The sequence below is a fragment of the Pseudomonas meliae genome (assembly GCF_001400515.1).
Lineage (GTDB): Bacteria > Pseudomonadota > Gammaproteobacteria > Pseudomonadales > Pseudomonadaceae > Aquipseudomonas > Aquipseudomonas amygdali.
In genome coordinates, this window is sequence record NZ_LJQT01000497.1 from 1 (window position 1) to 21,063 (window position 21,063).

Genomic DNA, 21,063 nt, shown 5'->3' on the forward strand with positions numbered 1-21,063 from the left:
TTTTGGTTGGCGTTGACAGACAGTCAACTGGACAGTGGCGGGCGTGGTGTGGGAGGGCGGCGTGGTGCCGGGTGGTTTTCCGTTGTCGCGAAGCATGGTGAAGTCCTTTTCCTGAAGATCGCCGCACCACGATACCCCCGCAATCCCCAACGCGAACCTGACATAAATGACAGCGCTGGAGGTCCGCGAAGGCCTTGCGCCGTCAAGGCTGTAGCGCTTTTTTACAGCTTCTTTACGCCCCGACCAGCCTGTCGATCTCGCGCCTTTACACCCTGCCTGCGGACAATCTCCCCACGCGGCCTGTGCCGTATCGGTGTTGCCTGATGGGGGAAATTTCAATGAGCGTTATGGATGGTATCTCGCTGCTGATGGGAGTCGGGCTGTTCATCTATCTGCTGGTGGCGCTGTTGCGCGCCGACCAGAGTCAGGAGTGATCATGCACAGTTACGATTATCTGTTGATCCTGGCCTTTCTGGTCCTGCTGCTGGCACCCGCGCCTTGGTTGGGGCGTTTCTATTATCGGGTCATGGAAGGCGAGCGCACCTGGCTGAGCCCGGTGCTGGGGCCGGTCGAGCGGGCCTGCTACCGAATTTCCGGCGTCGACCCGAAAACCGAGCAATCCTGGCAGCAATACATGTGGGCCTTGCTGGCGTTCAACCTGGCAGGCTTTGTCGTGCTGTTCGCGATGCTGATGCTGCAAGGCGCGCTGCCGCTCAACCCGCAGCAACTACCGGGCATGGAATGGTCGCTGGCTTTCAACACGGCGATGAGTTTTGTCACCAACACCAACTGGCAGGCCTACAGCGGCGAAGCGTCGCTCAGCTACCTGAGCCAGATGGTCGGCCTGACCGTGCAGAACTTCGTCAGCGCTGCCACCGGTCTCGCCGTGCTGGTCGCGCTATGTCGCGGTATCAGCCGTCGCTCGTCGCAGAGCCTGGGTAACTTTTGGGCCGACATGACCCGCGCCACGCTCTATGGGCTGTTGCCGATCAGTATCGTGCTGGCCGTGTTTCTGGTCTGGCAGGGCGTGCCGCAGAACTTCGGCCATTACATTGATGCGCTGACCCTGCAAGGCGCGGATCAAAGCCTGCCGATGGGTCCTGCGGCCAGCCAGATATCGATCAAGCAGCTGGGCACCAACGGTGGTGGCTTCTTCGGCGTCAACTCGGCGCACCCGTTCGAGAACCCGACGGCGTGGAGCAACCTGTTCGAACTGGTGTCGATCCTGCTGATCCCGGCAGCGCTGGTGTTCACCTTTGGCCACTACGTCAAGGACATGCGCCAGAGCCGCGCGATTCTTGGCTGCATGCTGGCACTGCTGTTGATCGGCGGCGCGGTGTCGCTGTGGACCGAGTACCAGCCCAACCCGGCACTGAACATCGCCGGTGTCGAGCAGACCGCACCGCTGGAAGGCAAGGAAACCCGCTTCGGCACCACCGGCACGGTGCTGTGGTCAGTCGCTACCACTGCGGCCTCCAACGGTTCGGTCAACGGTATGCACGACAGCCTCAACCCTCTGACCGGCATGGTTGCGCTGGTCAACATGATGGTCGGTGAAGTGATTTTCGGCGGCGTGGGTGTGGGCCTCAACGGCATGCTGCTGAACGTACTGATTGCGGTATTTCTCTCCGGCCTGATGATTGGCCGCACGCCGGAATACCTCGGCAAGAAGCTGCAAGCGCAGGAAGTGCGGCTGCTGGTCGCCACCTTGCTTGTGATGCCGGTCGGCGTGCTGGTGCTGGGCGCGATTGCTGCCAGCCTGCCTGGCCCGGCCGGTGCGGTCAGCAACCCCGGCCCGCACGGTTTCAGCCAGTTGCTGTACGCCTACACCTCGGCCACGGCAAACAACGGCTCGGCGTTCGGCGGTTTCAGTGCCAACACCGTGTTCCACAACCTGATGCTCAGCCTGGCGATCTTCATTGGCCGCTTTGGTTACATCCTGCCTGTGCTGGCACTGGCTGGCAGCCTGGCCATGAAGAAAACCGCACCACAGGGTCAGAACAGCTTCCCGACCCACGGCCTGCTGTTTGTCACTCTGCTGACCGTCACCATTTTGCTGGTGGGTGGTTTGACCTTCCTGCCGACCCTGGCACTGGGGCCGATTGCCGAACACCTGAGCCTGGGTTTCTGAGGAACCGATCATGAGCACTACTGATTTTTCAAGACGTGATGCTGTAAAAACTGCCGAGCCTCAGGCCGCCAGCGAGTCAGCCAAGACCGGCATCGCTGCCCTGTGGCGTCCGGCGCTGGTGCAGGCGTTCGTCAAGCTCGACCCGCGCCAGCTCAAGCGTTCGCCAGTGATGCTGGTGGTGGAACTGACTGCCATTCTGACCACCGTGCTGTGCGTCATCCCCAACCCGCAGGTGCCCACTTCGGTCTGCGTGCAGATCGCACTGTGGTTGTGGTTCACCGTGCTGTTCGCCAACTTCGCCGAAGCGCTGGCCGAAGGTCGTGGCAAGGCCCGTGCCGACAGCCTCAAGGCCGGCAGCGAAGGGCTCAAGGCGCGCATTCGCGATGAGAACGGCAGCCTGCGCATCATCAATGCCAGCGAATTGCGCAAGGGCGACGTGGTGCGCGTCGAGATCGGCGAAATGATTCCCGGTGACGGCGAAGTCATCGAGGGCATCGCGGCGGTCAACGAGGCGGCGATCACCGGCGAATCCGCACCAGTGATTCGCGAATCCGGCGGCGACCGCTCGGCCGTCACCGGTAACACCCGGCTGGTGTCCGACTGGCTGCTGATACGCATCAGCACCAACCCCGGCGAATCGACGCTGGACCGCATGATTGCGCTGGTGGAAGGTGCCAAGCGGCAGAAGCCCCCTAACGAAGTCGCGCTGGATATCCTGCTGATCGGCCTGACCCTGATCTTTCTGCTGGTGGTCATCACCTTGCAGCCGTTCGCCCACTTTGCCGGGGGCAGCCTGCCGCTGGTGTTTCTGGTAGCACTCCTGGTCACCCTGATCCCGACCACCATTGGCGGCCTGCTGTCGGCCATCGGCATTGCCGGCATGGACCGGCTGGTGCGCCTCAACGTGATCGCCAAGTCCGGTCGCGCCGTGGAAGCTGCGGGCGATGTGCATGTGCTGTTGCTGGACAAGACCGGCACCATCACCTTCGGCAATCGCCGCTGCGCTGCCGTTTACGCAGCACCCGGCGTGACCCCGAAGGAACTGGGCGAGGGCGCCTTGCTGGCCTCGCTGGCCGACGATACGGCGGAAGGCAAATCCATCGTCGAGTTCCTGCGCGACCTGCACCCGATGAACGAGCCCACCCTGAGTTCGGTAACCGCTGTACCGTTTAGCGCCGATACACGTCTGTCCGGTGTGGATTATCAGGGCCATGTGTACCGCAAGGGCGCGGTGGATTCGCTGCTGGCCTTCATCAACATGCAGCGTAGCGACCTGCCGCCTGCCCTGGCGCGGGAAGTCGACAAGATTGCCAAGACCGGCGGCACGCCGCTGCTGGTCTGCGCCAACGGTCGTTTGTTGGGTGCGATTCATCTCAAGGACGTGGTCAAGCCGGGTATTCGCGAGCGCTTCGAGGAGTTGCGCAAGCTGGGGATTCGCACGGTGATGGTGACTGGCGACAACCCATTGACTGCTGCAGCCATTGCCGCTGAAGCGGGTGTCGATGATGTGCTGGCCGAAGCCACGCCAGAGAAAAAGCTGGAGCGAATTCGTCAGGAGCAGGGCGAAGGCCGACTGGTGGCGATGTGCGGCGACGGAGCCAACGATGCGCCCGCACTGGCGCAGGCGGACGTCGGTATGGCGATGAACGATGGCACCCAGGCCGCGCGTGAAGCGGCCAACATGGTTGACCTCGACAGCGACCCTACCAAGTTGCTGGACGTGGTGCAGATCGGCAAGGAATTGCTGGTCACACGCGGTGCGCTGACGACGTTTTCGATTGCCAATGACGTGGCCAAGTACTTCGCCGTGCTGCCTGCGCTGTTTGCCTCGATTTATCCGCAACTGGGCGTGCTCAACGTCATGCAACTGGCCAGCCCGCAAAGTGCGATTGTCTCGGCCATCGTCTTCAACGCGCTGATCATCGTTGTGCTCATCCCGCTGGCCCTGCGTGGCGTGCGGGTTCAGGCCGCCAGCGCGGCGCATCTGTTGCGTCGCAACCTGCTGATCTATGGCCTGGGCGGCATCGTTGTGCCGTTTCTCGGCATCAAGTTGATCGACATGCTGCTGGTCGCACTCGGCCTTGTTTGAAGCCTGTGCTGCACGCCGGTCGGCGTGCAGCCTCACCTGATTGAGGATGTGCAGATGTCCAATGTATTGCGTCCGGCCTTGAGCCTGATCGTGTTGATGAGCCTGATCACCGGCGTGGCCTATCCACTGGTAGTCACCGGGGTTGCGCAAGTGGCGTTTCCGGCGCAGGCCAATGGCAGCCTGGTGTACGACGCGGCGGGCAAAGTGCGCGGCTCGGCACTCATCGCCCAGTCGTTTACGGGTGATGAGTGGTTTCAGTCGCGTCCTTCGGCAGGCGCGTTTGCGACGGTAGCCAGTGGCGCGAGCAACTTCGCGCCGAGCAACCCGGCACTGGTGACACGCGTGAAAGAGGACGTTGCGAAACTGGCCAATGCCTCGCAGGAACCGGTGCCACTGGCCTTGCTGACCACGTCCGGCAGCGGTCTGGACCCGCATCTCTCGCCTGAAGCCATTGCCTGGCAGGCCGGTCGCGTTGCCGCGGCGCGCCAGTTGCCGCTGGAGAAAGTACAGGCGCTGATCGACGCCAACACGCAACGTCCGCTGATAGGCCCGCCCGTGGTCAACGTATTGGCCTTGAATATGAGCCTGAATCAGTTACCGTCTGCACCGCGCAACGCGCAGTTGTAACAAAGTGCGCCGTGTTCGCAGCAGATTCACTAAGCTGTAGATGATTAGAGAGGGGTGGTAACCAAGGTGAGTGATTCCGGTCGAGCTGATGCACTGCTGGCCCAGCTGCCCCGCGAGGGGCGCGGGCGGCTGAAGGTTTTTCTCGGCGCCGCGCCGGGCGTGGGCAAAACCTACGCCATGCTTCAGGCGGCCCATGCGCAGTTGCGTCAGGGCGTCAGGGTCGTGGCGGGCGTGGTGGAAACCCACGGCCGTGCGGAAACCGAAGCGCTGCTCAATGGCGTGCCGCAACAGCCCTTGCTGCGCACCGAATACCGCGGCATGACCCTCGAAGAAATGGACCTTGATGCCTTGCTCAAGGCGGCACCGGCATTGGTTCTGGTCGACGAACTGGCGCACACCAATGCGCCCGGCAGTCGGCATACCAAGCGTTGGCAGGACATTCAGGAACTGCTCGCTGCCGGCATCGACGTCTACACCACGGTCAACGTCCAGCACCTGGAAAGCCTTAATGATCAGGTGCGCGGTATCACCGGGGTGCAGGTGCGCGAAACGCTGCCGGACTGGGTGTTGCAGGAAGCTTTCGACCTGGTGCTGATCGACCTGCCGCCGCGCGAACTGCTGGAGCGCCTGCGCGACGGCAAGGTATACGTGCCTGAGCAGGCGCGCGCGGCCATCGACGCTTTCTTCACGCAAACCAATCTCACTGCGCTGCGCGAAATGGCCATGCAGACCGCTGCGGCGCAGGTCGATAACGATCTGGCGCAGGGCTACCGGCAATTGGGCCAGTCGGCTCCGGCAGTTCGTGGGCGGATGCTGGTGGGCATCGACGGTGATACCCATGCCGAGCGCCTGGTGCGTCACGCCAGTCGGGTTGCTCAGCGTCGCCACCTGCCGTGGAGCGCCGTGCATGTGGACGACGGGCAAACCCTCGACGAGCAGTCCCGCGCGCGCCTGCAAAGCGCTCAGCAACTGGCCGAGCGGCTGGGTGGCGAGGCGGTTTCATTGCGTGCCGGAGAGGTTGCCAGAACACTGGTGCAGCATGCCATCGAACGGCGTGCCAGCGTGGTGCTGGTCGGCCAGTCGCGTCGGCACTGGCGTCGCCGGGTGTTTGGCGGCGGCGTTGCCGCACGTTTGCTGCGTGAAGGGCACGGGTTGGAAATCTCGGTGCTCGACGACAGTGAAGAGCTACCCGATCAACCGCCCCGCGCACGCCCGGCTCGCGAAGTGGTGTGGTTCGATTACGGCCTGGCCTTTGTGGCCACGCTGCTTGCCAGTCTGGTCGCCTGGGGTGTGTCGGGCGTGCTGGCGCTGCCCAACATTTCCCTGATCTTTCTCGCGGCGGTGTTACTGGTTGCGGTGCGCAGCAGCATGGGACCGGCGCTGGCGTGTGCCGGGCTGTCATTTCTGGCCTATGACTTTCTGTTCATTCCACCGAGTTTTTCCCTGAACATCCAGCGCGAAGAAGACGTGCTGACGCTGCTGTTCTTCCTGCTGATGTCGGCGCTGACCGGCAAGCTTGCGGCGCGCCAGCGCAGGCAGTTGCAGGCGTTGCGTGATACTCAGGAACAGACCAGCGAACTGCTCGACCTGTCGCGCAAGATGACCGCTGCCACGGATCGCAAAGCGGTGCTCAATGCCGCCGAACAGCATTTTTCCGGCTGGAAGGAATTGTATCTGTGCCTGGTTGATCGTGACGGTCAGGGCGGTTTGGTTGTTGAGACTGGTGGGCCGCTGATCTTCTCGGAAGCCGAACGTGCCGCCGCCGAGTGGGCCTGGCAGCACGATCAACCGGCTGGCAGCGGCACCGGCACGCTACCGTCCGGGCGCTGGTGGTGGTGGCCGATTACCGCAGAAGAAGGACCACTGGCCCTGCTGGGTGTCAGTGCGCGTGAAGGCCAGTCGTTCACCGCGCAACACCGGCGTCTGCTGGCGGCGCTGACCCAGCCGCTGGCGCAGGCGCTGGCTCGCGCACAACTGGCGCAAGAGCTTGAAGCCGCGCGTCTGCATGGTGAAACCGAGCAATTGCGTAGCGCCTTGCTGGCCTCTGTGTCCCACGACCTGCGCACGCCACTGACCTCCATGCGCGGCAGCATCGACAGCCTGCTGGCGCTGGGCGAAGCCATCCCGCTGGAGGATCGCCGCGAGCTGCTGGAAGGTACACGCGACGAAGCCGAACGTCTGGATCGCTATATCCAGAACCTGCTGGACATGACGCGCCTGGGGCATGGCGCGCTGAAACTCGCACGAGACTGGGTGTCGCCTGCCGATATCGTCGGCAGTGCGCTCAACCGGCTGCGCGCCGTGCTGGCACCCTTGCAGGTCAGCACCCAGGTGACCGGCGAGCTGCCATTGCTGTACGTGCATGCGGCGCTGATCGAGCAGGCGCTGGTCAATGTGCTGGAAAACGCTGCACGCTTTTCACCTGTCGACGGGCGCTTGCAGGTGGCGGCGGGTGTGCTCGACAGCGAGCTGTTCTTCTCGGTCAGTGACGAAGGGCCGGGCATTCCGGAGGATGAACGGGCGAAGATTTTCGACATGTTCTATACCGCAGCCCGCGGTGATCGGGGCGGGCAGGGCACGGGTCTGGGGCTGGCGATCTGTCAGGGCATGATTGGCGCGCATGGCGGACGTCTCACCGTCGAGGAAGGCATTGACGGGCAGGGTACGCGCATCACCTTGTTCCTGCCGTTGCAGGCGCAGCCAGATGTGGAAATGGAGGAGTCAGCTTGAGCCAGGCGGCGACCATTCTGGTCATCGATGACGAGCCGCAGATTCGCAAATTTTTGCGCATCAGTCTGGTGTCTCAGGGCTACAAGGTGCTCGAAGCGGCTACCGGCGCGGAGGGACTGACCCAGGCTGCGTTGAACAAACCGGATTTGCTGGTGCTTGATCTTGGCCTGCCGGACATGGACGGTCAGCAAGTGCTCAGCGAGTTTCGCGAGTGGTCAGCGGTGCCGGTACTGGTGCTTTCGGTACGCGCCAGCGAAGCACAGAAAGTCCAGGCGCTGGACGCCGGGGCCAACGACTACGTGACCAAACCGTTCGGCATTCAGGAGTTTCTGGCCAGAATCAGGGCGCTGCTCAGGCAGGTTTCCGGTAGCGACAAGCCGGAGTCGGCCCTTCAATTCGGTCCGCTGACCGTCGACCTGGCCTATCGCCGGGTGCTGCTCGATGGTCACGAAGTGGCGCTGACGCGTAAGGAATACGCGGTGCTGGCGCAGTTGGCACGCCACCCTGGGCGGGTCATTACCCAGCAGCAGTTGCTCAAGGATATCTGGGGGCCTACCCACACCGATGACAGCCACTACCTGCGCATTGTGGTGGGGCATTTGCGTCAGAAACTGGCAGACGATCCGACCGCCCCGAGGTTCATCCTCACCGAGCCTGGAATAGGGTATCGTCTGCTGGCCGACCATTAGATGAAAAAAGCGACCATACCCCCGTGGCACGGCACTTTTACTGCATCGAACCGTCAAAGCCGCACACTCCATATTCACTCCTGAGGTAACACCCCCATGAAAGCCTTTATCTGTCTGCCATTGCTTGTCTTGGTTCTTGCAGGTTGCGCTGGCAAGACCGGGTATCGAGACAGCTGCGCCACCCAGATAGACGCTGCCTGGCACGAGCTTGATCTGGCCAAGGCCGAAGGCTTCGCCGGCACCGTCAGTTACTCCAAGGCCCTGTCGCTGCTGACCGGTGCCAAGACCCAGCAACAGTTCGAAGCATTTGAAGGCTGCACCGAAAAAGCCGAAAAAGCCCGCTTCTACATCCGCGAGTCCCGCGCTGGCCGTTGATAGCTGAGCCTGCACCGCGTTGTACATGCCATCGTGGACGCAGAGCGTCCAGAACGGCATGCCGGCGCGGAGCGTCGCACGATAATCAAAAGCTGCAAACGGCATGCTTACGCGGAGCGTCTTACGATAGTTCAAGTCGTGGGAGCGGACTTGACCGCGAAAAGGGCCTTAAATTCGCAGGAGATATATCGCTCTCAACATCGCCTTCGCGGACTAGCGAACCGTCGCCCGTTTCGCACAGTGTTTGTCCAGATACTTCTCGCTCCGTATGCTCGCATCACATCGAATCCCTACCGACTCTAGCGAAACGGCCTACGCTCATCTTAAAGTGTTCGGACACTAGCATCGCTTGCAGTCCCACAGTCATTAAGCAGTTGCCGGAAGGGGCTTTCGATGGGTAGAAAACTCGATGCATGCCTGAGCGCCATCAATGAAGTGGTACTGGGCAAGGAAGTGCAGGTACGGCTGGCGATGACCTGCCTGATCGGCGGCGGGCATTTGCTGATCGAAGACTTGCCGGGGATGGGCAAGACCACGCTCAGCCATGCGCTGGCGAAAATTCTGGGCCTGAGTTATCAGCGCATTCAGTTCACTTCCGACCTGCTGCCGGGTGACATCCTGGGGACTTCGGTATTTGATCGGGACAGCGGGCAATTCACCTTTCATCCCGGGCCGATCTTCGCCGAACTGGTGCTGGCCGACGAAATCAACCGCGCCACGCCCAAGAGCCAGAGCGCGTTGCTGGAAGCCATGGAAGAAGGGCAGGTCTCCATCGAGGGCGCGACACGTCTGTTGCCCGATCCATTCTTCGTGATCGCTACGCAGAACCCGTTCAGCTCCGGTGGCACCTTTGCCTTGCCCGAGTCTCAGCTGGACAGGTTCCTGATGCGTATCTCCATGGGCTATCCGGCGAGAGCGGCGGAGAAAGCGCTGCTGCTTGGCGAGTCACGCCGCGAACTTTTACCGCGCCTGCAGCCGATTCTGGACCACGCCATGCTTGGCCAGTTGCAGGCGCATGCACGGCAGCTGCGGGCCAGCGATGCACTGGTCGACTATGTGCTGCGACTGGTCGAGGCAACCCGCAGCCAGCCGCAATTCGCCTATGGACTGTCGCCCAGGGCGAGCCTGGCGATTCTGGCCGCAGCGCGGGCCTGGGCGATGTTGCTGGGGCGTGATTACGTCATTCCCGAGGATGTGCAGGCGGTATTGCCGTCGGTGGTCGGCCATCGGCTGCGCGAGCGCAGCGACCCGACCGGGCATGGCGGCGGGGCGCTGGTGCAGTGGTTATTGCGCGAGGTGCCGGTGCTTTGATCGAGCCGCTCAAACCGTTTTGGCAACGCTGGCTGGCAAGACGAATTCCTCCGGCGTCACGCATCACGCTCGACCATCGGCGTATTTTCATCATGCCGACGCGCACCGGCATGACCTTTGCGGTCGTCATCGTGCTCATGCTGCTGGTGGCGATCAATTATCAGAACAGCCTGGCCTACGGGCTGACCTTTCTATTGTTGTCGATTGGCGTGCTGGCCATTTTGCACACGTATCGCAACGTCAGCGGCCTGATTCTCAGTGCGGGTGTGGCGCGTTCAGTGTTTGTCGGCGAACCGGTGCAATTGCGCCTGCGCCTGGAAAGTGCCAGCCAGGCCCACCACGCCTTGGGCGTGGGTTGGACTGCGACAGCTCTGCAATCCGGCGATGTACTGCCTCGCGGGCTGACCGATGTGGAACTGACCCTGCCTGCCGAAAAGCGCGGCTGGCTGCATGCGCCAAGGCTGCGGGTCGAGAGTGTGTTTCCGCTGGGCATTTTCCGCGCCTGGAGCTGGCTGGATCTGCAGCAGAGTGCCTTGATCTATCCGCGGCCACTGTCGGGTGCCATGCCGCTGCTAAAAGGCGTGCAGCCCCACGCCGAGGACGACGGTCAGGCCACTCAGGGTGCCGGTGTCGATGATTATCAGGGGCTGCGCAGCTACCAGCCGGGCGATAACCTCAGTCGTCTGCACTGGAAAGCCTACTCCCGTGGTCAGGGGTTGCTGGTCAAGGACTTCACTGACTTGAGCGGCCACGACCTGTGCCTGGACTTCATGGCGCTGGGCGGCGATATCGAGGAGCGCTTGTCGCGCCTGTGTTATTGGGTGCTGGAGCTGTCCCAGCGTCGTCAGCCGTTTGCCTTGCGCCTGCCAGGTTTTCTGTCCACGGTCGACAGCGGTGATGCGCACCGCGAAGCCTGCCTGCGCGCCTTGGCGCTTTATGGTCATCGATCATGAGTGACAAGAATAAAGCGCTCGTAGCCGCACCCATTCCGCGTGTCAGCCTCACTTGGCTGTTATTGGCGCAGGCACTGGTCGTGTTGCCGTTCGCGCTGCACGTGCCGTTATCGATCACGCTTCTGTGGCTGGGCTGCACATGCTGGCGGGTTCAGGTGTTCCGGATGCGCGCGCGGCTGCCCGGCACCTGGATCAAGTCAGGGTTGCTGGTGGGCACCGCCGGGGGCGTGTATCTGGCGCGTGGCAGTCTGGGCGGGCTGGACGCCGGTGCGGCTTTACTGGTTGCGGCATTCGTTCTGAAAATGCTGGAAATGAACAACCACCGCGACGCACGGGTGCTGATCTTCCTCGGTTTCTTTTGCGTGGCGGTCGGCTATCTGTTTGAAGACAACCTGCTGTGGGCGCTTTTCAGCCTGCTGCCGGTCGGCGCGCTGCTGGCCGCGTTGATTGGTCTGCAGCACGCGGATCTGGCTGGCAGGTCAACCGACACGCTCAAGCTGGCATTCAAGCTGATGGCGCAGGCTGTGCCGCTGATGCTTGTACTGTTTCTGTTTTTTCCGCGCCTGGACCCGCTTTGGTCGTTGCCGCAACCGAGCAACAAGGGCGTCACTGGGCTGTCCGACAACATGGCACCGGGCGACATGGCCGAGCTGAGCAAATCGCCAGCACTGGTATTTCGGGCCAGTTTTGAAGGGCCGATACCGGCGCGTAATCAGTTGTACTGGCGCGGTCTGACCCTTGAGCAGTTCGATGGGCGGCGCTGGTCACAGTCGGCACGTGCCCAGACCGTGCAGATCCCGCAGTGGGAAAAGCGCGGCGATCCACTGGCTTACAGCATTGTCATGGAAGCCAGCGGTCGGCCCTGGTTGCCGAGCCTCGACGTGGCCGAGACCACGTTGCCGGACGTTCGGCAGATGAGCGACTTCCGCCTGCAACGCCGGCGTCCCGTTGAGCAATCGCTGTTATATGCCGTCAATTCCTGGCCGCTGAGTATTCGCGACCCGCAATCCAGCGAACAGGTCCAGCGCCAAAACCTGCAATTGCCCGCCAAGGGGAATGATCAGGCCCGGCAGTGGGCGGCTGAACTGCGCCGTCGCTACACTACGGCGGATGCGATGGTCGCCGCGATGCTGGGTTATTTCAGCGACCAGCCGTTTCACTACACCCTCAAGCCCGCACCGTTGGGCAATGACAGCATTGATGAGTTTCTGTTTGCGAGTCGTCAGGGTTTTTGCGCCCACTACGCCGGGGCAATGACTTTTGTGCTGCGCGCTGCGGGTATTCCGGCGCGGGTCGTGGCCGGGTATCAAGGCGGTGAACTGAACCCTGACGGGCACTGCCTGACCGTGCGCCAGTTCGACGCGCATGCGTGGGTCGAATACTGGCAGCCGGGTATCGGCTGGCGCAGTGTCGACCCGACCGCAGCAGTTGCACCGCAGCGTATCGAACAGGGCTTGGAACAGGCGCTGGCAGCAGACGAAGCCTTTCTGCAGGACTCGCCCTATTCAGCGTTACGCTATCGCAGTGTGCCTTGGGTCAACGCCATACGCCTGAGCTGGGATAACCTCAACTATGGCTGGCAGCGCTGGGTGCTGGGCTATCAGGGACAACAGCAGTTACAAATTCTCGGCCGTTGGTCAGGGTTTCAGGCACCGGTTTTCGCCCTGGGGACCTTGCTTTCACTGGGCCTGGTTGCGATATGGCTGTTTAAACCCTGGCAGCGCGAAAGCGACTCGCAACTGCGGGTGTTCAACGCATTTGAACGCTTGCTCGCCCGTCATGGTCTGCGTCGTATGCCGGGTGAAGGCGCTGACGCATTCTGCCGTAGAGCGGTGCTGTATTTTCCGCAGCATGCCGAGGCCATCGAAGCTTTCATCCGCGAATTTCAGGCGCAGCGCTATGCCGGGCGGCTTGCTTCGGCCAGCCGCTTGAGGCATGCATTAAGCACGTTGCGTCGTCGTCTGCCATGGAGGTTGTCAGCCGTCAGGGACAGGCATTCATGAATGAGTGTGTCGAAGGGGAATTGCATGTCTTCAATGGTGGATCATCTGGTGGCCGAGGTGCTGGCGCTGGATGTCAAATTGCTCGCGTGCCAGGCACGCCTTGCAGTTTCGACGGACAGCGAAGCGCTGCATGATTTGCGTACCACCGTGCGTCGTCTGCGTAGCGTACTGCGGCCCCTGCGGGAAAACCCGGCTGCCGCAGAACTGGAAGAGGCCGCAAAAGCGGTAGGGCAACTGACCACGCCTTTGCGTGACATGCAGGTGCTCGCCGCGTTTCTCGAAGAGCAGGGCCTCAACGAGGCCGCTTTCAAGCGCAACCAGTACTTGGGAAATGCCTGCCCCAGGGTTGCGACGTCGCCTGAACTGAGCCGTTTGCTCAAGCTGATAGATCTATTCCCGGAGCTACTGCGTTTGCAACAGCGTCAGGGAATGTTGCGCGGCCTGCGCAAGACCATCGAAAAGCGTATGGACAAACAGTGGAGCAAGCTACGTGTGGCCATCGCCGAGCCTGGGCATGATCGGCATGATCTGCGCCTGCTGATCAAACGCGTGCGTTACGCCGCCGAAGCGTACCCGGAACTCAGCCACCAGCCGAAAAACATACAGGCCCGGCTCAAGGCCGCACAAGGCGAGTTGGGCGACTGGCATGATCATTTGCAATGGCTGGCGCAGGCTGCCGAGCAGCCGGATCTGGCGCCGTGCATTGCGGGTTGGCAAATCGGCATCGTGCGTGCCGAGCGCAAGGCCGAGGCGTCGCTCAAGCGGCTGGCCAAGGCCTGTTTCTAAGGCAGTGGCTTTTTTATGGAATAGGTCATTCAGGCCGCAATAATGGCCAATATGCGGCATGTCGTTGGCTAGGAGGATGGTTATTATCCATCCACTTGTGTGTCGACTTGCTGGAGTAAGCATGACCTTTTCCGAACTGATCGATGCAGTGCGTCGCGACCCGCGTGCTGTTGCGATCCCTGCCGAATGGTTCCAGGGGCGCGCCTGCTTTGGCGGGTTGATGGCGGCGTTGACCTACGAAACGATGCGTGCCGAGGTGCCGGAAGGGCGCCCGGTTCGCTCGCTGGCGATTACCTTTGTCGGGCCTGCCGAGCCTGGCGTGCCGATTGCCTTTGACGTTGAAATTCTGCGTCACGGCAAGGCTGTCAGTCAGGTGTCGGGGCGCGCCATGCAGAACGGTCAGGTGATGACCCTGATACAAGGCAGCTTCGGCGCACCTCGTGAGTCGATGATTGCGGTTGCAGCAGAGGCCGCGCCAGTGCTCAAACCGGTAGAACAATGCCCGGAGCTGCCTTTTGCCAAGGGCGTGATGCCCGACTACTTGCGTTTCATGGACATTCGTTGGGCGCTGGGCGGCATGCCATTCAGCAATACCCCGTCACCGGCAATTGGTGGTCATGTGCGTTTTCGTGATGAGGCGCATGCCAGCCCCATGAGCGAGGCCCATATTCTGGCGCTGGTCGACACCTGGCCGCCTGCGGTATTGCCGCACCTCAACAAGCCCGCACCGGGCAGTTCGCTGACCTGGACCATCGAATTCGTCCAGCCACAGCCATTGCTCGATACGCTGCAATGGTGCAGTTATCGCGCAGTCATCGAACACGCCCGGGATGGCTATGGTCACACCGCCGCAGCGTTGTGGAGCCCCGACGGCGAACTGATCGCAATCAGCCGCCAGACGGTGACGGTGTTTGGCTGACTGACAAGGCAGGTCAATATTTCCGGGCGGAGCGGGCGGCGTCCTTGCGCTGAAAACCCAGCGCAGCCAGCAGGCCGATCACGCCGATGGCAATCGATGGCAGGCTCTCGGAGAACAGGCCGTTGAGTATCAGCAGGGCCGCCAGAATGAACAATGGTACGGCAATCAGGTACATGGCCAGGCTGGCCGAGTGCTCCTGATTGTCGTTGTTGTTACGCCATTGATTGAGCTGCAGATCGGAAAGTGGCTTGTTCATGCTGCGGTCCTCTTAAAGATAGCGCTTGTTCAGGACGGTGCGTAAAGCGCCGTTCAATGCCTGAAGCATAGGCCCGCTTGCTGATCGCTGACGACTCAAGCCTGTCTATCGCCGCGATAGCCTGTTACAACTTGAGCTGGCCGATTGCAGCATTCAACTCGCCCGCCAGCGTGGCGAGTTCGTCACTGGTGCTGGCCGAGTCCACGGTCTGCACCACCGTGCGTTCGGTGACATCGCGGATACTCACCACCGCACGGTTCATTTCCTCGGCCACCTGACTTTGCTGCTGCGCGGCGACGGCAATCTGCGTATTGCTTTCGCGCATCTGTGCCACGGCACCGGCAATGGCCGCCAGCGCTTTGCCCGCTTCCTTGGCCTGCTGCACGCATTCATCGGCCTTGAATGAGCTCTCCTGCATGAAATCCACCGCATCGCGGGTGCCGCTTTGCAGGGTCGAAACCATTGTGGTGATTTCATCGGTCGAGGTCTGCACCCGTTTGGCCAGATTGCGCACTTCGTCGGCGACCACGGCGAAGCCGCGGCCCATTTCCCCGGCGCGTGCGGCTTCGATGGCGGCATTCAGGGCCAGCAGGTTGGTCTGTTCGGCAATGCTGTGGATCACGTTGACCACGCCGTTGATCTTCTGGCTGTCCTGGGCCATGCGCTGGATCATTTCGGCGGTCTGTTGCACGCCGCTGGAGAGCCCGGCGATGGATACCTGCACGCGGTCGACCACTTCCTTGCCACTGCCCGCCAACGCGTCGGCGGTCTGCGACTGGTCGCGTGTGGCCGTGGCGTGCTGTGCAATGTGATGGACCGTGGCGGTCATCTCGTTGATTGCCGTGGCCACCTGATCGGTTTCGCTTTGCTGACCGAGCATGCCCTGGCGCACATCCTTCATGCCCGCAGCCAGATGCGCGGCACCCTGATCGAGTCGGCCTGCGGTTTGCGAAACTGTATTGACCACCCGCTGATACCCAGCCTGCATGGCATTGAACGCCTTGGCCATCTGCCCGACCTCATCGTCACTGCGGTTAGGCACGCGGGCCACCAGATCGCCGCTTTTTTCGACGTGCAGCATCACATCCTTGAGCGCGTTGAGCTGGCTGAGCAGAAAACGGATCAGCAGTTGCGAGGCGCAGAGCATCAACAGCATCAGCACGAAAACCGCGGCTGCGTAATGGCTGAAGCGATCTTGAAATACCTGCAGGAAGGTCGGAGCAAAAGCCAGCACCGCGACCTGCTGGCCGGTGCTACGGGTGAAGATCTGCGCGCCGCCCAGTAGTCTGTCGTTGGCTGGTTTATTGAGCGCAACCCAGTCGCGGGCGTCAGCCAGCTCCGGCAGCGCGAGGGTATTGAAGGTCGGTGTCTGACCTTTTTTGTAAGTCAGCAACGTATCACTGGCGGGCAGCACTGCGTCGGCAGGCCACGCGGCCAGCAAGCGGGCCTGAGCTTGCGCTGCCTGACGTGACGTATCTACTCGTGCCTGCTGTTCTGCTTGCATGGCGTAAAGCACCAGCAACAGGGTTGTGACGAAGGCGACCGCATTCACGGCCCAGAATTTATATTTCAGTGACAGGTTGCCAAGCCATGAGCCCATGAGCGGTCTTCTTTGATGGTCGTGTGAGGTAGCAGCAAGATGCCATCACGATGCCTCAGCCATCAAAGAGACCCTTGATGCGGGTCAAGAAAGCTGCAGATTTTCGCCGGTTATCTGTTCCAGGGAGGGTAAATCGAAAAACTCCCGCGCGCAGGCCGTGCTATGACGGGCGAGATCTTCCTGGCTTTCGCCGCGATGCAAAGCCACTTCGCGCAAGACTTCCGGCAGGTAAGCGGGTTCGTTGCGGCCATTTTTCGGCTTCGGGCGCAGGCTGTGTGGCAGAAGATAAGGCGCATCGCTTTCCAGCATCAGCCGGCCGCGAGGAATATTGCCCGCCAGCGGGTGCAGATGCGTGCCGCGTCGCTCATCGCAGATCCAGCCGGTGATACCGATGTGCAGGTCGAGGTCCAGATAACTGAACAGGGCGGCGCGTTCGCCAGTAAAGCAGTGCACCACCGCAGCCGGCAGACGGTCGCGGTAGTCACGCAGAATCTCCAGTAGGCGCTGGTTGGCGTCACGTTCATGCAGAAACACCGGCAATTCCAGTTCCACCGCCATGGCCAGGTGCGCTTCAAGAACCTTTTCCTGCTGCGGACGAGGCGAGAAGTTGCGATTGAAATCCAGGCCGCATTCACCCACGGCGCGAACGCGATTTTCCTTGAGCAGCGCATGCAACTGTTTCTCGGTGTCACCGGTCCAATCGCTCGCCGAGTGTGGGTGGATGCCTGCCGTGCAGAACAGGCGTTGCGCGCTTTCATCGAGCTCGTGACACAGCTGCAAGGCGTGTTCGCTGCCCTCGACGCTGGTGCCGGTCACCACCAGTTGCTCGACGCCTGCGGCATAGGCGCGATCGAGTACCGCCTGTCGTTGCGAGGCGAAGCTTGCGTTGGTCAGATTGACGCCGATGTCGATGAGTTGCATGGTGCTACCTCCAGCTGAAGGCTGTCGAGCATACCAGAGCTCCGGCCACAATAAGAAAACGCTGGGTATTCAAGCGATTGAGCCGGATGGTTCAACGATTTCCTTCGCTGTTCGATGCTGCTGCGTGACCTCAAGATTTCCTTTTTCCTGTTTTTTTTCCGGCGTTGCCCTGGGGAAGTGAATGATCCGATCCGCGCTTGTGTCTTTTATGTGTCTGTTGGCGCTGCTGCCGCTGCAGGTTTCTGCTCGTCAGACTGGCCCGCAGGCCGTGCAGCACAACGCGCAGGTGCGCGATCTGCCTGCCATTCGCAGCAGCAAGGTGCTGCGCGTGCTGGTCAATCAAAGCCGCAACAGCTCCGGTGACGTCAAGGGTCAGGAAATCGGCATCGAATATCATCGCCTGCAAGCCTTCGAACAGTACCTCAACAGCCATTCGCGCGGCGCTCAGAAGGTCACACTTAAAGTCATACCCAAGGCCAAGAACCAGTTACTGACAGCGTTGCAGCGCGGCGAAGGCGATATGATCGCGCCTGGCGAACTGCTTGATGTCAGCGAAGCCAAAGGTGTTCAGGCCAGTGCGCCGATCATTCATGATGTGCCTCTGGTGCTGGTCGGCGCGCGTGGCCAGCGCAACGTACGGCGTGTGGAGCAACTGTCGGGACATACACTGAGCCTGCCCACCGGCAGCGCGGCCGACGAGGCCCTGCATCAGGTCAACCGGCAACTGGAGCTGCGCAAGCTGCCGCTGGCCAAGATCGAATGGGTCGACCCTAGCCTGGCAGTCGAAGATGTGCTGGAAATGGTCCAGGCCGGTATTTACCCGATGACACTGGTCGAGCAGCCTATTGCCGAGCGTTGGGCGAAGATCATGCCCAAGCTGCGTATCGAGCGCGGCCTGACCCTACAGACCCACGGCGACATCAGCTGGTTTGTACGCGACAACGCAACCCAGCTGCGGGCCAGTATCGATGATTTCCTCAAAGGCTATAAACCTTCGTCTCAGCAGGATCAGGTGCTCGCCAAGGCTTACAAAAACACCTACAAGGTCAACAACCCGCTGGTACGCAACAACCTGCAACGTCTTGAGCAACTGCGTCCGATGCTGCAACGCCACGCCGATGCGCAGGGTATGGACTGGCTGGACCTCGCTGCCCTGGCGTTCAAGGAGTCGAAGCTCGACCCGGCGGCCAAGGGCAGTGGCGGCGCGACAGGGCTGTTGCAGATCACTCCGTCGGCGGCAAAAAGCGTCGGAGTACCGAGCATTCAGAGCGCTGACGACAACGTCCGTGCAGGTTCGCGTTACATGGCGCTGATCCAGCGCAAGTATTTCTCCAGCAGCCGAGTCAACGAGCGCGAGCGTATGGCGTTTGTGATGGCCGCCTACAACCTGGGGCCGGAGCGTGTGCAAGGCATGCGAGAGGAAGCGCGGCGGCGGGGGCTCAATCCAGATCAGTGGTTTTTCCAGACCGAGCGCGTGGCAATGGAGCAGGGCGGTGCCAACGTCGTCGCGTTCGTCAACAGCGTGAACAAGTATTACCTGGCATTTGATCGCGAGCGAGACTCGCTGGAAAAGAGTGGGCCGAAAACCGCCGTAAAACGCTAATCATCGATTTATTGGATTGTTACGTGCTGTTATTTGCGGTTTTCACATAAGTAAATTTGATTATTATGGCGCCACTTTCACTTAATCAATCCCGGAATTACCCACATGAACACAATGATCAAATCGGTTCTCAGCACTCGCGCCGGTTACGGCCTTACCCTGTTGCGCGTTATTGTTGGTATTGCCTTTATCGCTCACGGTAGTCAGAAGCTGTTCGGGGCCTTCGGCGGTTATGGCCTGGAAGGCACTGCGCAGTACATGGAAAGCCTGGGCCTGACACCGGGTTATCTGATGGCGCTGATGTCTGGCAGCGCCGAGTTCTTTGGCGGTCTGGGCCTGCTGTTGGGGCTGCTGGCTCGTCCGGCTGCGGTAGTGGTGATCCTGTTGTTGCTGGTAGCGATCTTTACCGTGCATATCCATAACGGTTTCTTCATGGCCAATAACGGTTATGAGTATGCGCTGGCGTTGCTCGGCGGCGCTCTGGCAGTGCTTATCGAAGGTGCAGGCAAGTTGTCGCTGGACCGCGTCATCTCCCGATAACCGGCTATGCTTGTTCTGCAAGGCCCGCTTCTGGCGGGCCTTGTGCGTTTGCAGGCTCGCGTCACGGATGACAATTGACAATGAATGGGGCGTTTCTCTAGGATGCGTGCTCAAGCGCCGATTTAACAACTACTTGCGGGGCGCCTGGCAAGGCTCAGGTCTTGTCGAAATACCGCTAAAACGTTGGTTCGGTGTTGCCTCTCACCGCTGCCCAGCGGATCTTGCGAGGCAGAGATATAACCATGAACAACCTGCGCCCCCTCATTCGTCTTTCCCCGATCAGCACGGTCTTGTCACGCAAGAACCCGAAAATCCTTCTGAGCGGCTCTCATCAGCCTACGCTGTTGCGCTATCTCGATGGCTGGCCTCGTCGGGGCGCTGGTAACTGTGCGTTTCTAATTCAGTTTGTCGATACGAACTCGTCGTTGAGCCACTTTGGCAACGATGAGTTCGACCTGGCGGTGGTGCAATCGCCGCAGGCTGACGACGTCGAGCAGCTCATTTGTGACCTGACGCGTATAGCCCGTCAGGGCCTGATTACGCTGGGTTGAAACGGCGGACGTATTCAATTGGCATAGAAGGCATATTGCTGGCCCCCGGCTGGTGAACTGACAGGCAAAATCGCCGCCTTATCAAAGGATTAGGTGGTTTTCGCATGCGTTTGGTCTATTGTGCTCTGGCGTGCCTGACGCTTTCCGGGCTGGCTTTTTCCGTTCAGGCCAGAAACGCGACGGAGAACGAGCGTTATCTTTGTCGCTGGGGCTCGACCATTGCCGGTGGTGCGCAGGCTTCCAAGCTGTCAGGCGTTACCCGTTACGGGGCGCGGCAAAAGCTGCAGGCGCGCAAGTTCGCCAAACAGTGGATGCGACCCATGGCATTGCGTATCACCGAGCAGACCTACGACAGCGAGTCGCGTTTGAAGCCTGATGCTGTCAGCAAGGTGTATTACGACGGCTGCATTCAGCATGAGGTGGCGCGTCGCTGACTTTTTATGCCTGTCGAACTGATTTTTGCAGGGCTGGAGAAACGTCTTGAGTACAAAGATCATCACCAGGGGCGGGCATGAAGCCCTGAAGAAAGAACTCGATTACCTGTGGCGAGAGCACCGGCCTGATATTACTCAAAAGGTCGCCTGGGCAGCGTCGTTGGGTGATCGCAGCGAGAACGCGGATTACCAGTACAACAAGAAACTGCTGCGCGAGATCGACCGGCGCGTGCGCTACCTGCGCAAGCGCCTTGAAGACATGCGTGTCGTCCACTATTCGCCTGAGCAGGAAGGGCGAGTGTTCTTCGGTGCCTGGGTCGAGATCGAGAACGAAGCGGGCGACCTCAAGAAATTTCGCATTGTCGGGTATGACGAGATCTACGGGCGCAACGATTACATTTCCATCGACTCGCCCATGGCACGCGCCTTGTTGAAGAAGGAAGAGGGCGATGAGGTGCTGGTCAACACGCCGGAAGGCGAGAAGCTGTGGTTCGTGAATTCGATTGATTACGAGAAGTGAGGCCGGACGGGAGTATCAGTTTTTT

20 protein-coding genes are annotated in these 21,063 nt (G+C 60.9%); 17 read left to right on the forward strand and 3 right to left on the reverse strand.

The annotated features are described in order from the left end of the window. Window positions 1-338: 338 nt before the first annotated feature. The 12 genes from kdpF (at window position 339) to ALO64_RS23125 (ending at window position 14,613) form a co-directional block, all read left to right on the forward strand. Window positions 339-434 carry a K(+)-transporting ATPase subunit F gene (gene kdpF, locus ALO64_RS23070; RefSeq protein ID WP_003406089.1) on the forward strand — a complete coding sequence of 32 codons (96 nt, stop codon included), beginning with the start codon at window positions 339-341 and terminating at the stop codon, window positions 432-434. 2 nt (window positions 435-436) lie between these two features. Then, entirely contained in the window at window positions 437-2,131 is a 1,695-nt protein-coding gene (kdpA, locus tag ALO64_RS23075) for a potassium-transporting ATPase subunit KdpA (RefSeq protein ID WP_044344885.1), read from the forward strand. A 10-nt stretch (window positions 2,132-2,141) separates the two neighbouring features. Next, window positions 2,142-4,220: a potassium-transporting ATPase subunit KdpB gene (gene kdpB / locus ALO64_RS23080; RefSeq protein WP_044344884.1), complete on the forward strand. Its 2,079-nt coding sequence runs from the start codon at window positions 2,142-2,144 to the stop codon at window positions 4,218-4,220. A gap of 54 nt (window positions 4,221-4,274) precedes the next feature. Continuing rightward, window positions 4,275-4,847 (forward strand): potassium-transporting ATPase subunit KdpC, encoded by a 573-nt coding sequence (gene kdpC / locus ALO64_RS23085; RefSeq protein WP_004664723.1) that lies wholly within the window; start codon window positions 4,275-4,277, stop codon window positions 4,845-4,847. A 66-nt stretch (window positions 4,848-4,913) separates the two neighbouring features. Next, window positions 4,914-7,577 (forward strand): sensor histidine kinase, encoded by a 2,664-nt coding sequence (locus tag ALO64_RS23090; protein ID WP_044344886.1) that lies wholly within the window; start codon window positions 4,914-4,916, stop codon window positions 7,575-7,577. Further along, on the forward strand, window positions 7,574-8,266 hold the full coding sequence (locus tag ALO64_RS23095) for a response regulator (RefSeq protein WP_002552998.1): 693 nt from the start codon (window positions 7,574-7,576) through the stop codon (window positions 8,264-8,266). The genes ALO64_RS23090 and ALO64_RS23095 overlap by 4 nt, the downstream gene beginning before the upstream one ends. Before the next feature lie 96 nt (window positions 8,267-8,362). Continuing rightward, complete coding sequence (locus ALO64_RS23100) at window positions 8,363-8,641, forward strand: hypothetical protein (protein WP_002552999.1); 279 nt, start codon at window positions 8,363-8,365, stop codon at window positions 8,639-8,641. A gap of 393 nt (window positions 8,642-9,034) precedes the next feature. After that, window positions 9,035-9,952 (forward strand): AAA family ATPase, encoded by a 918-nt coding sequence (locus ALO64_RS23105; RefSeq protein WP_002553000.1) that lies wholly within the window; start codon window positions 9,035-9,037, stop codon window positions 9,950-9,952. Then, window positions 9,922-10,905 carry a DUF58 domain-containing protein gene (locus tag ALO64_RS23110; protein ID WP_044344883.1) on the forward strand — a complete coding sequence of 328 codons (984 nt, stop codon included), beginning with the start codon at window positions 9,922-9,924 and terminating at the stop codon, window positions 10,903-10,905. Before ALO64_RS23105 ends, ALO64_RS23110 begins: the two co-directional genes overlap by 31 nt. Next, a complete protein-coding gene (locus ALO64_RS23115) occupies window positions 10,902-12,908 on the forward strand; it encodes a transglutaminase TgpA family protein (protein ID WP_044344882.1) in 2,007 nt (668 codons plus the stop codon). Before ALO64_RS23110 ends, ALO64_RS23115 begins: the two co-directional genes overlap by 4 nt. Window positions 12,909-12,932: 24 nt before the next feature. After that, window positions 12,933-13,694, forward strand: a complete 762-nt coding sequence (locus tag ALO64_RS23120; protein WP_044344881.1) for a CHAD domain-containing protein — start codon at window positions 12,933-12,935, stop codon at window positions 13,692-13,694. A 121-nt stretch (window positions 13,695-13,815) separates the two neighbouring features. Further along, the gene (locus ALO64_RS23125; protein ID WP_044344880.1) at window positions 13,816-14,613 is read left to right on the forward strand and encodes an acyl-CoA thioesterase; all 798 of its coding nucleotides are present in this window, start codon (window positions 13,816-13,818) and stop codon (window positions 14,611-14,613) included. Between the two features lie 13 nt (window positions 14,614-14,626). Here ALO64_RS23125 and ALO64_RS23130 read toward each other — a convergent pair whose 3' ends face one another. The 3 genes from ALO64_RS23130 to ALO64_RS23140 all read right to left on the reverse strand — a co-directional run bounded on the left by ALO64_RS23130 (window position 14,627) and on the right by ALO64_RS23140 (window position 17,390). Further along, window positions 14,627-14,869, reverse strand: a complete 243-nt coding sequence (locus ALO64_RS23130) for a hypothetical protein (RefSeq protein ID WP_005732441.1) — start codon at window positions 14,867-14,869, stop codon at window positions 14,627-14,629. Between the two features lie 124 nt (window positions 14,870-14,993). Continuing rightward, window positions 14,994-16,469 (reverse strand): methyl-accepting chemotaxis protein, encoded by a 1,476-nt coding sequence (locus ALO64_RS23135; protein WP_044344879.1) that lies wholly within the window; start codon window positions 16,467-16,469, stop codon window positions 14,994-14,996. Between the two features lie 84 nt (window positions 16,470-16,553). After that, window positions 16,554-17,390 (reverse strand): TatD family hydrolase, encoded by an 837-nt coding sequence (locus ALO64_RS23140; protein WP_044344878.1) that lies wholly within the window; start codon window positions 17,388-17,390, stop codon window positions 16,554-16,556. A gap of 181 nt (window positions 17,391-17,571) precedes the next feature. Between ALO64_RS23140 and ALO64_RS23145 the strand changes: the two genes are divergently transcribed. The 5 genes from ALO64_RS23145 (at window position 17,572) to greB (ending at window position 21,038) form a co-directional block, all read left to right on the forward strand. Next, entirely contained in the window at window positions 17,572-18,993 is a 1,422-nt protein-coding gene (locus ALO64_RS23145) for an MltF family protein (protein WP_044344877.1), read from the forward strand. Between the two features lie 105 nt (window positions 18,994-19,098). Then, window positions 19,099-19,533, forward strand: a complete 435-nt coding sequence (locus ALO64_RS23150; protein ID WP_002553009.1) for a DoxX family protein — start codon at window positions 19,099-19,101, stop codon at window positions 19,531-19,533. Between the two features lie 242 nt (window positions 19,534-19,775). Then, entirely contained in the window at window positions 19,776-20,084 is a 309-nt protein-coding gene (locus tag ALO64_RS23155; RefSeq protein WP_002553010.1) for a hypothetical protein, read from the forward strand. A 104-nt stretch (window positions 20,085-20,188) separates the two neighbouring features. Then, a complete protein-coding gene (locus ALO64_RS23160; protein WP_002553011.1) occupies window positions 20,189-20,518 on the forward strand; it encodes a hypothetical protein in 330 nt (109 codons plus the stop codon). 46 nt (window positions 20,519-20,564) lie between these two features. Further along, window positions 20,565-21,038 (forward strand): transcription elongation factor GreB, encoded by a 474-nt coding sequence (gene greB / locus ALO64_RS23165; RefSeq protein ID WP_044344876.1) that lies wholly within the window; start codon window positions 20,565-20,567, stop codon window positions 21,036-21,038. The last annotated feature ends 25 nt before the right edge of the window (window positions 21,039-21,063 follow it).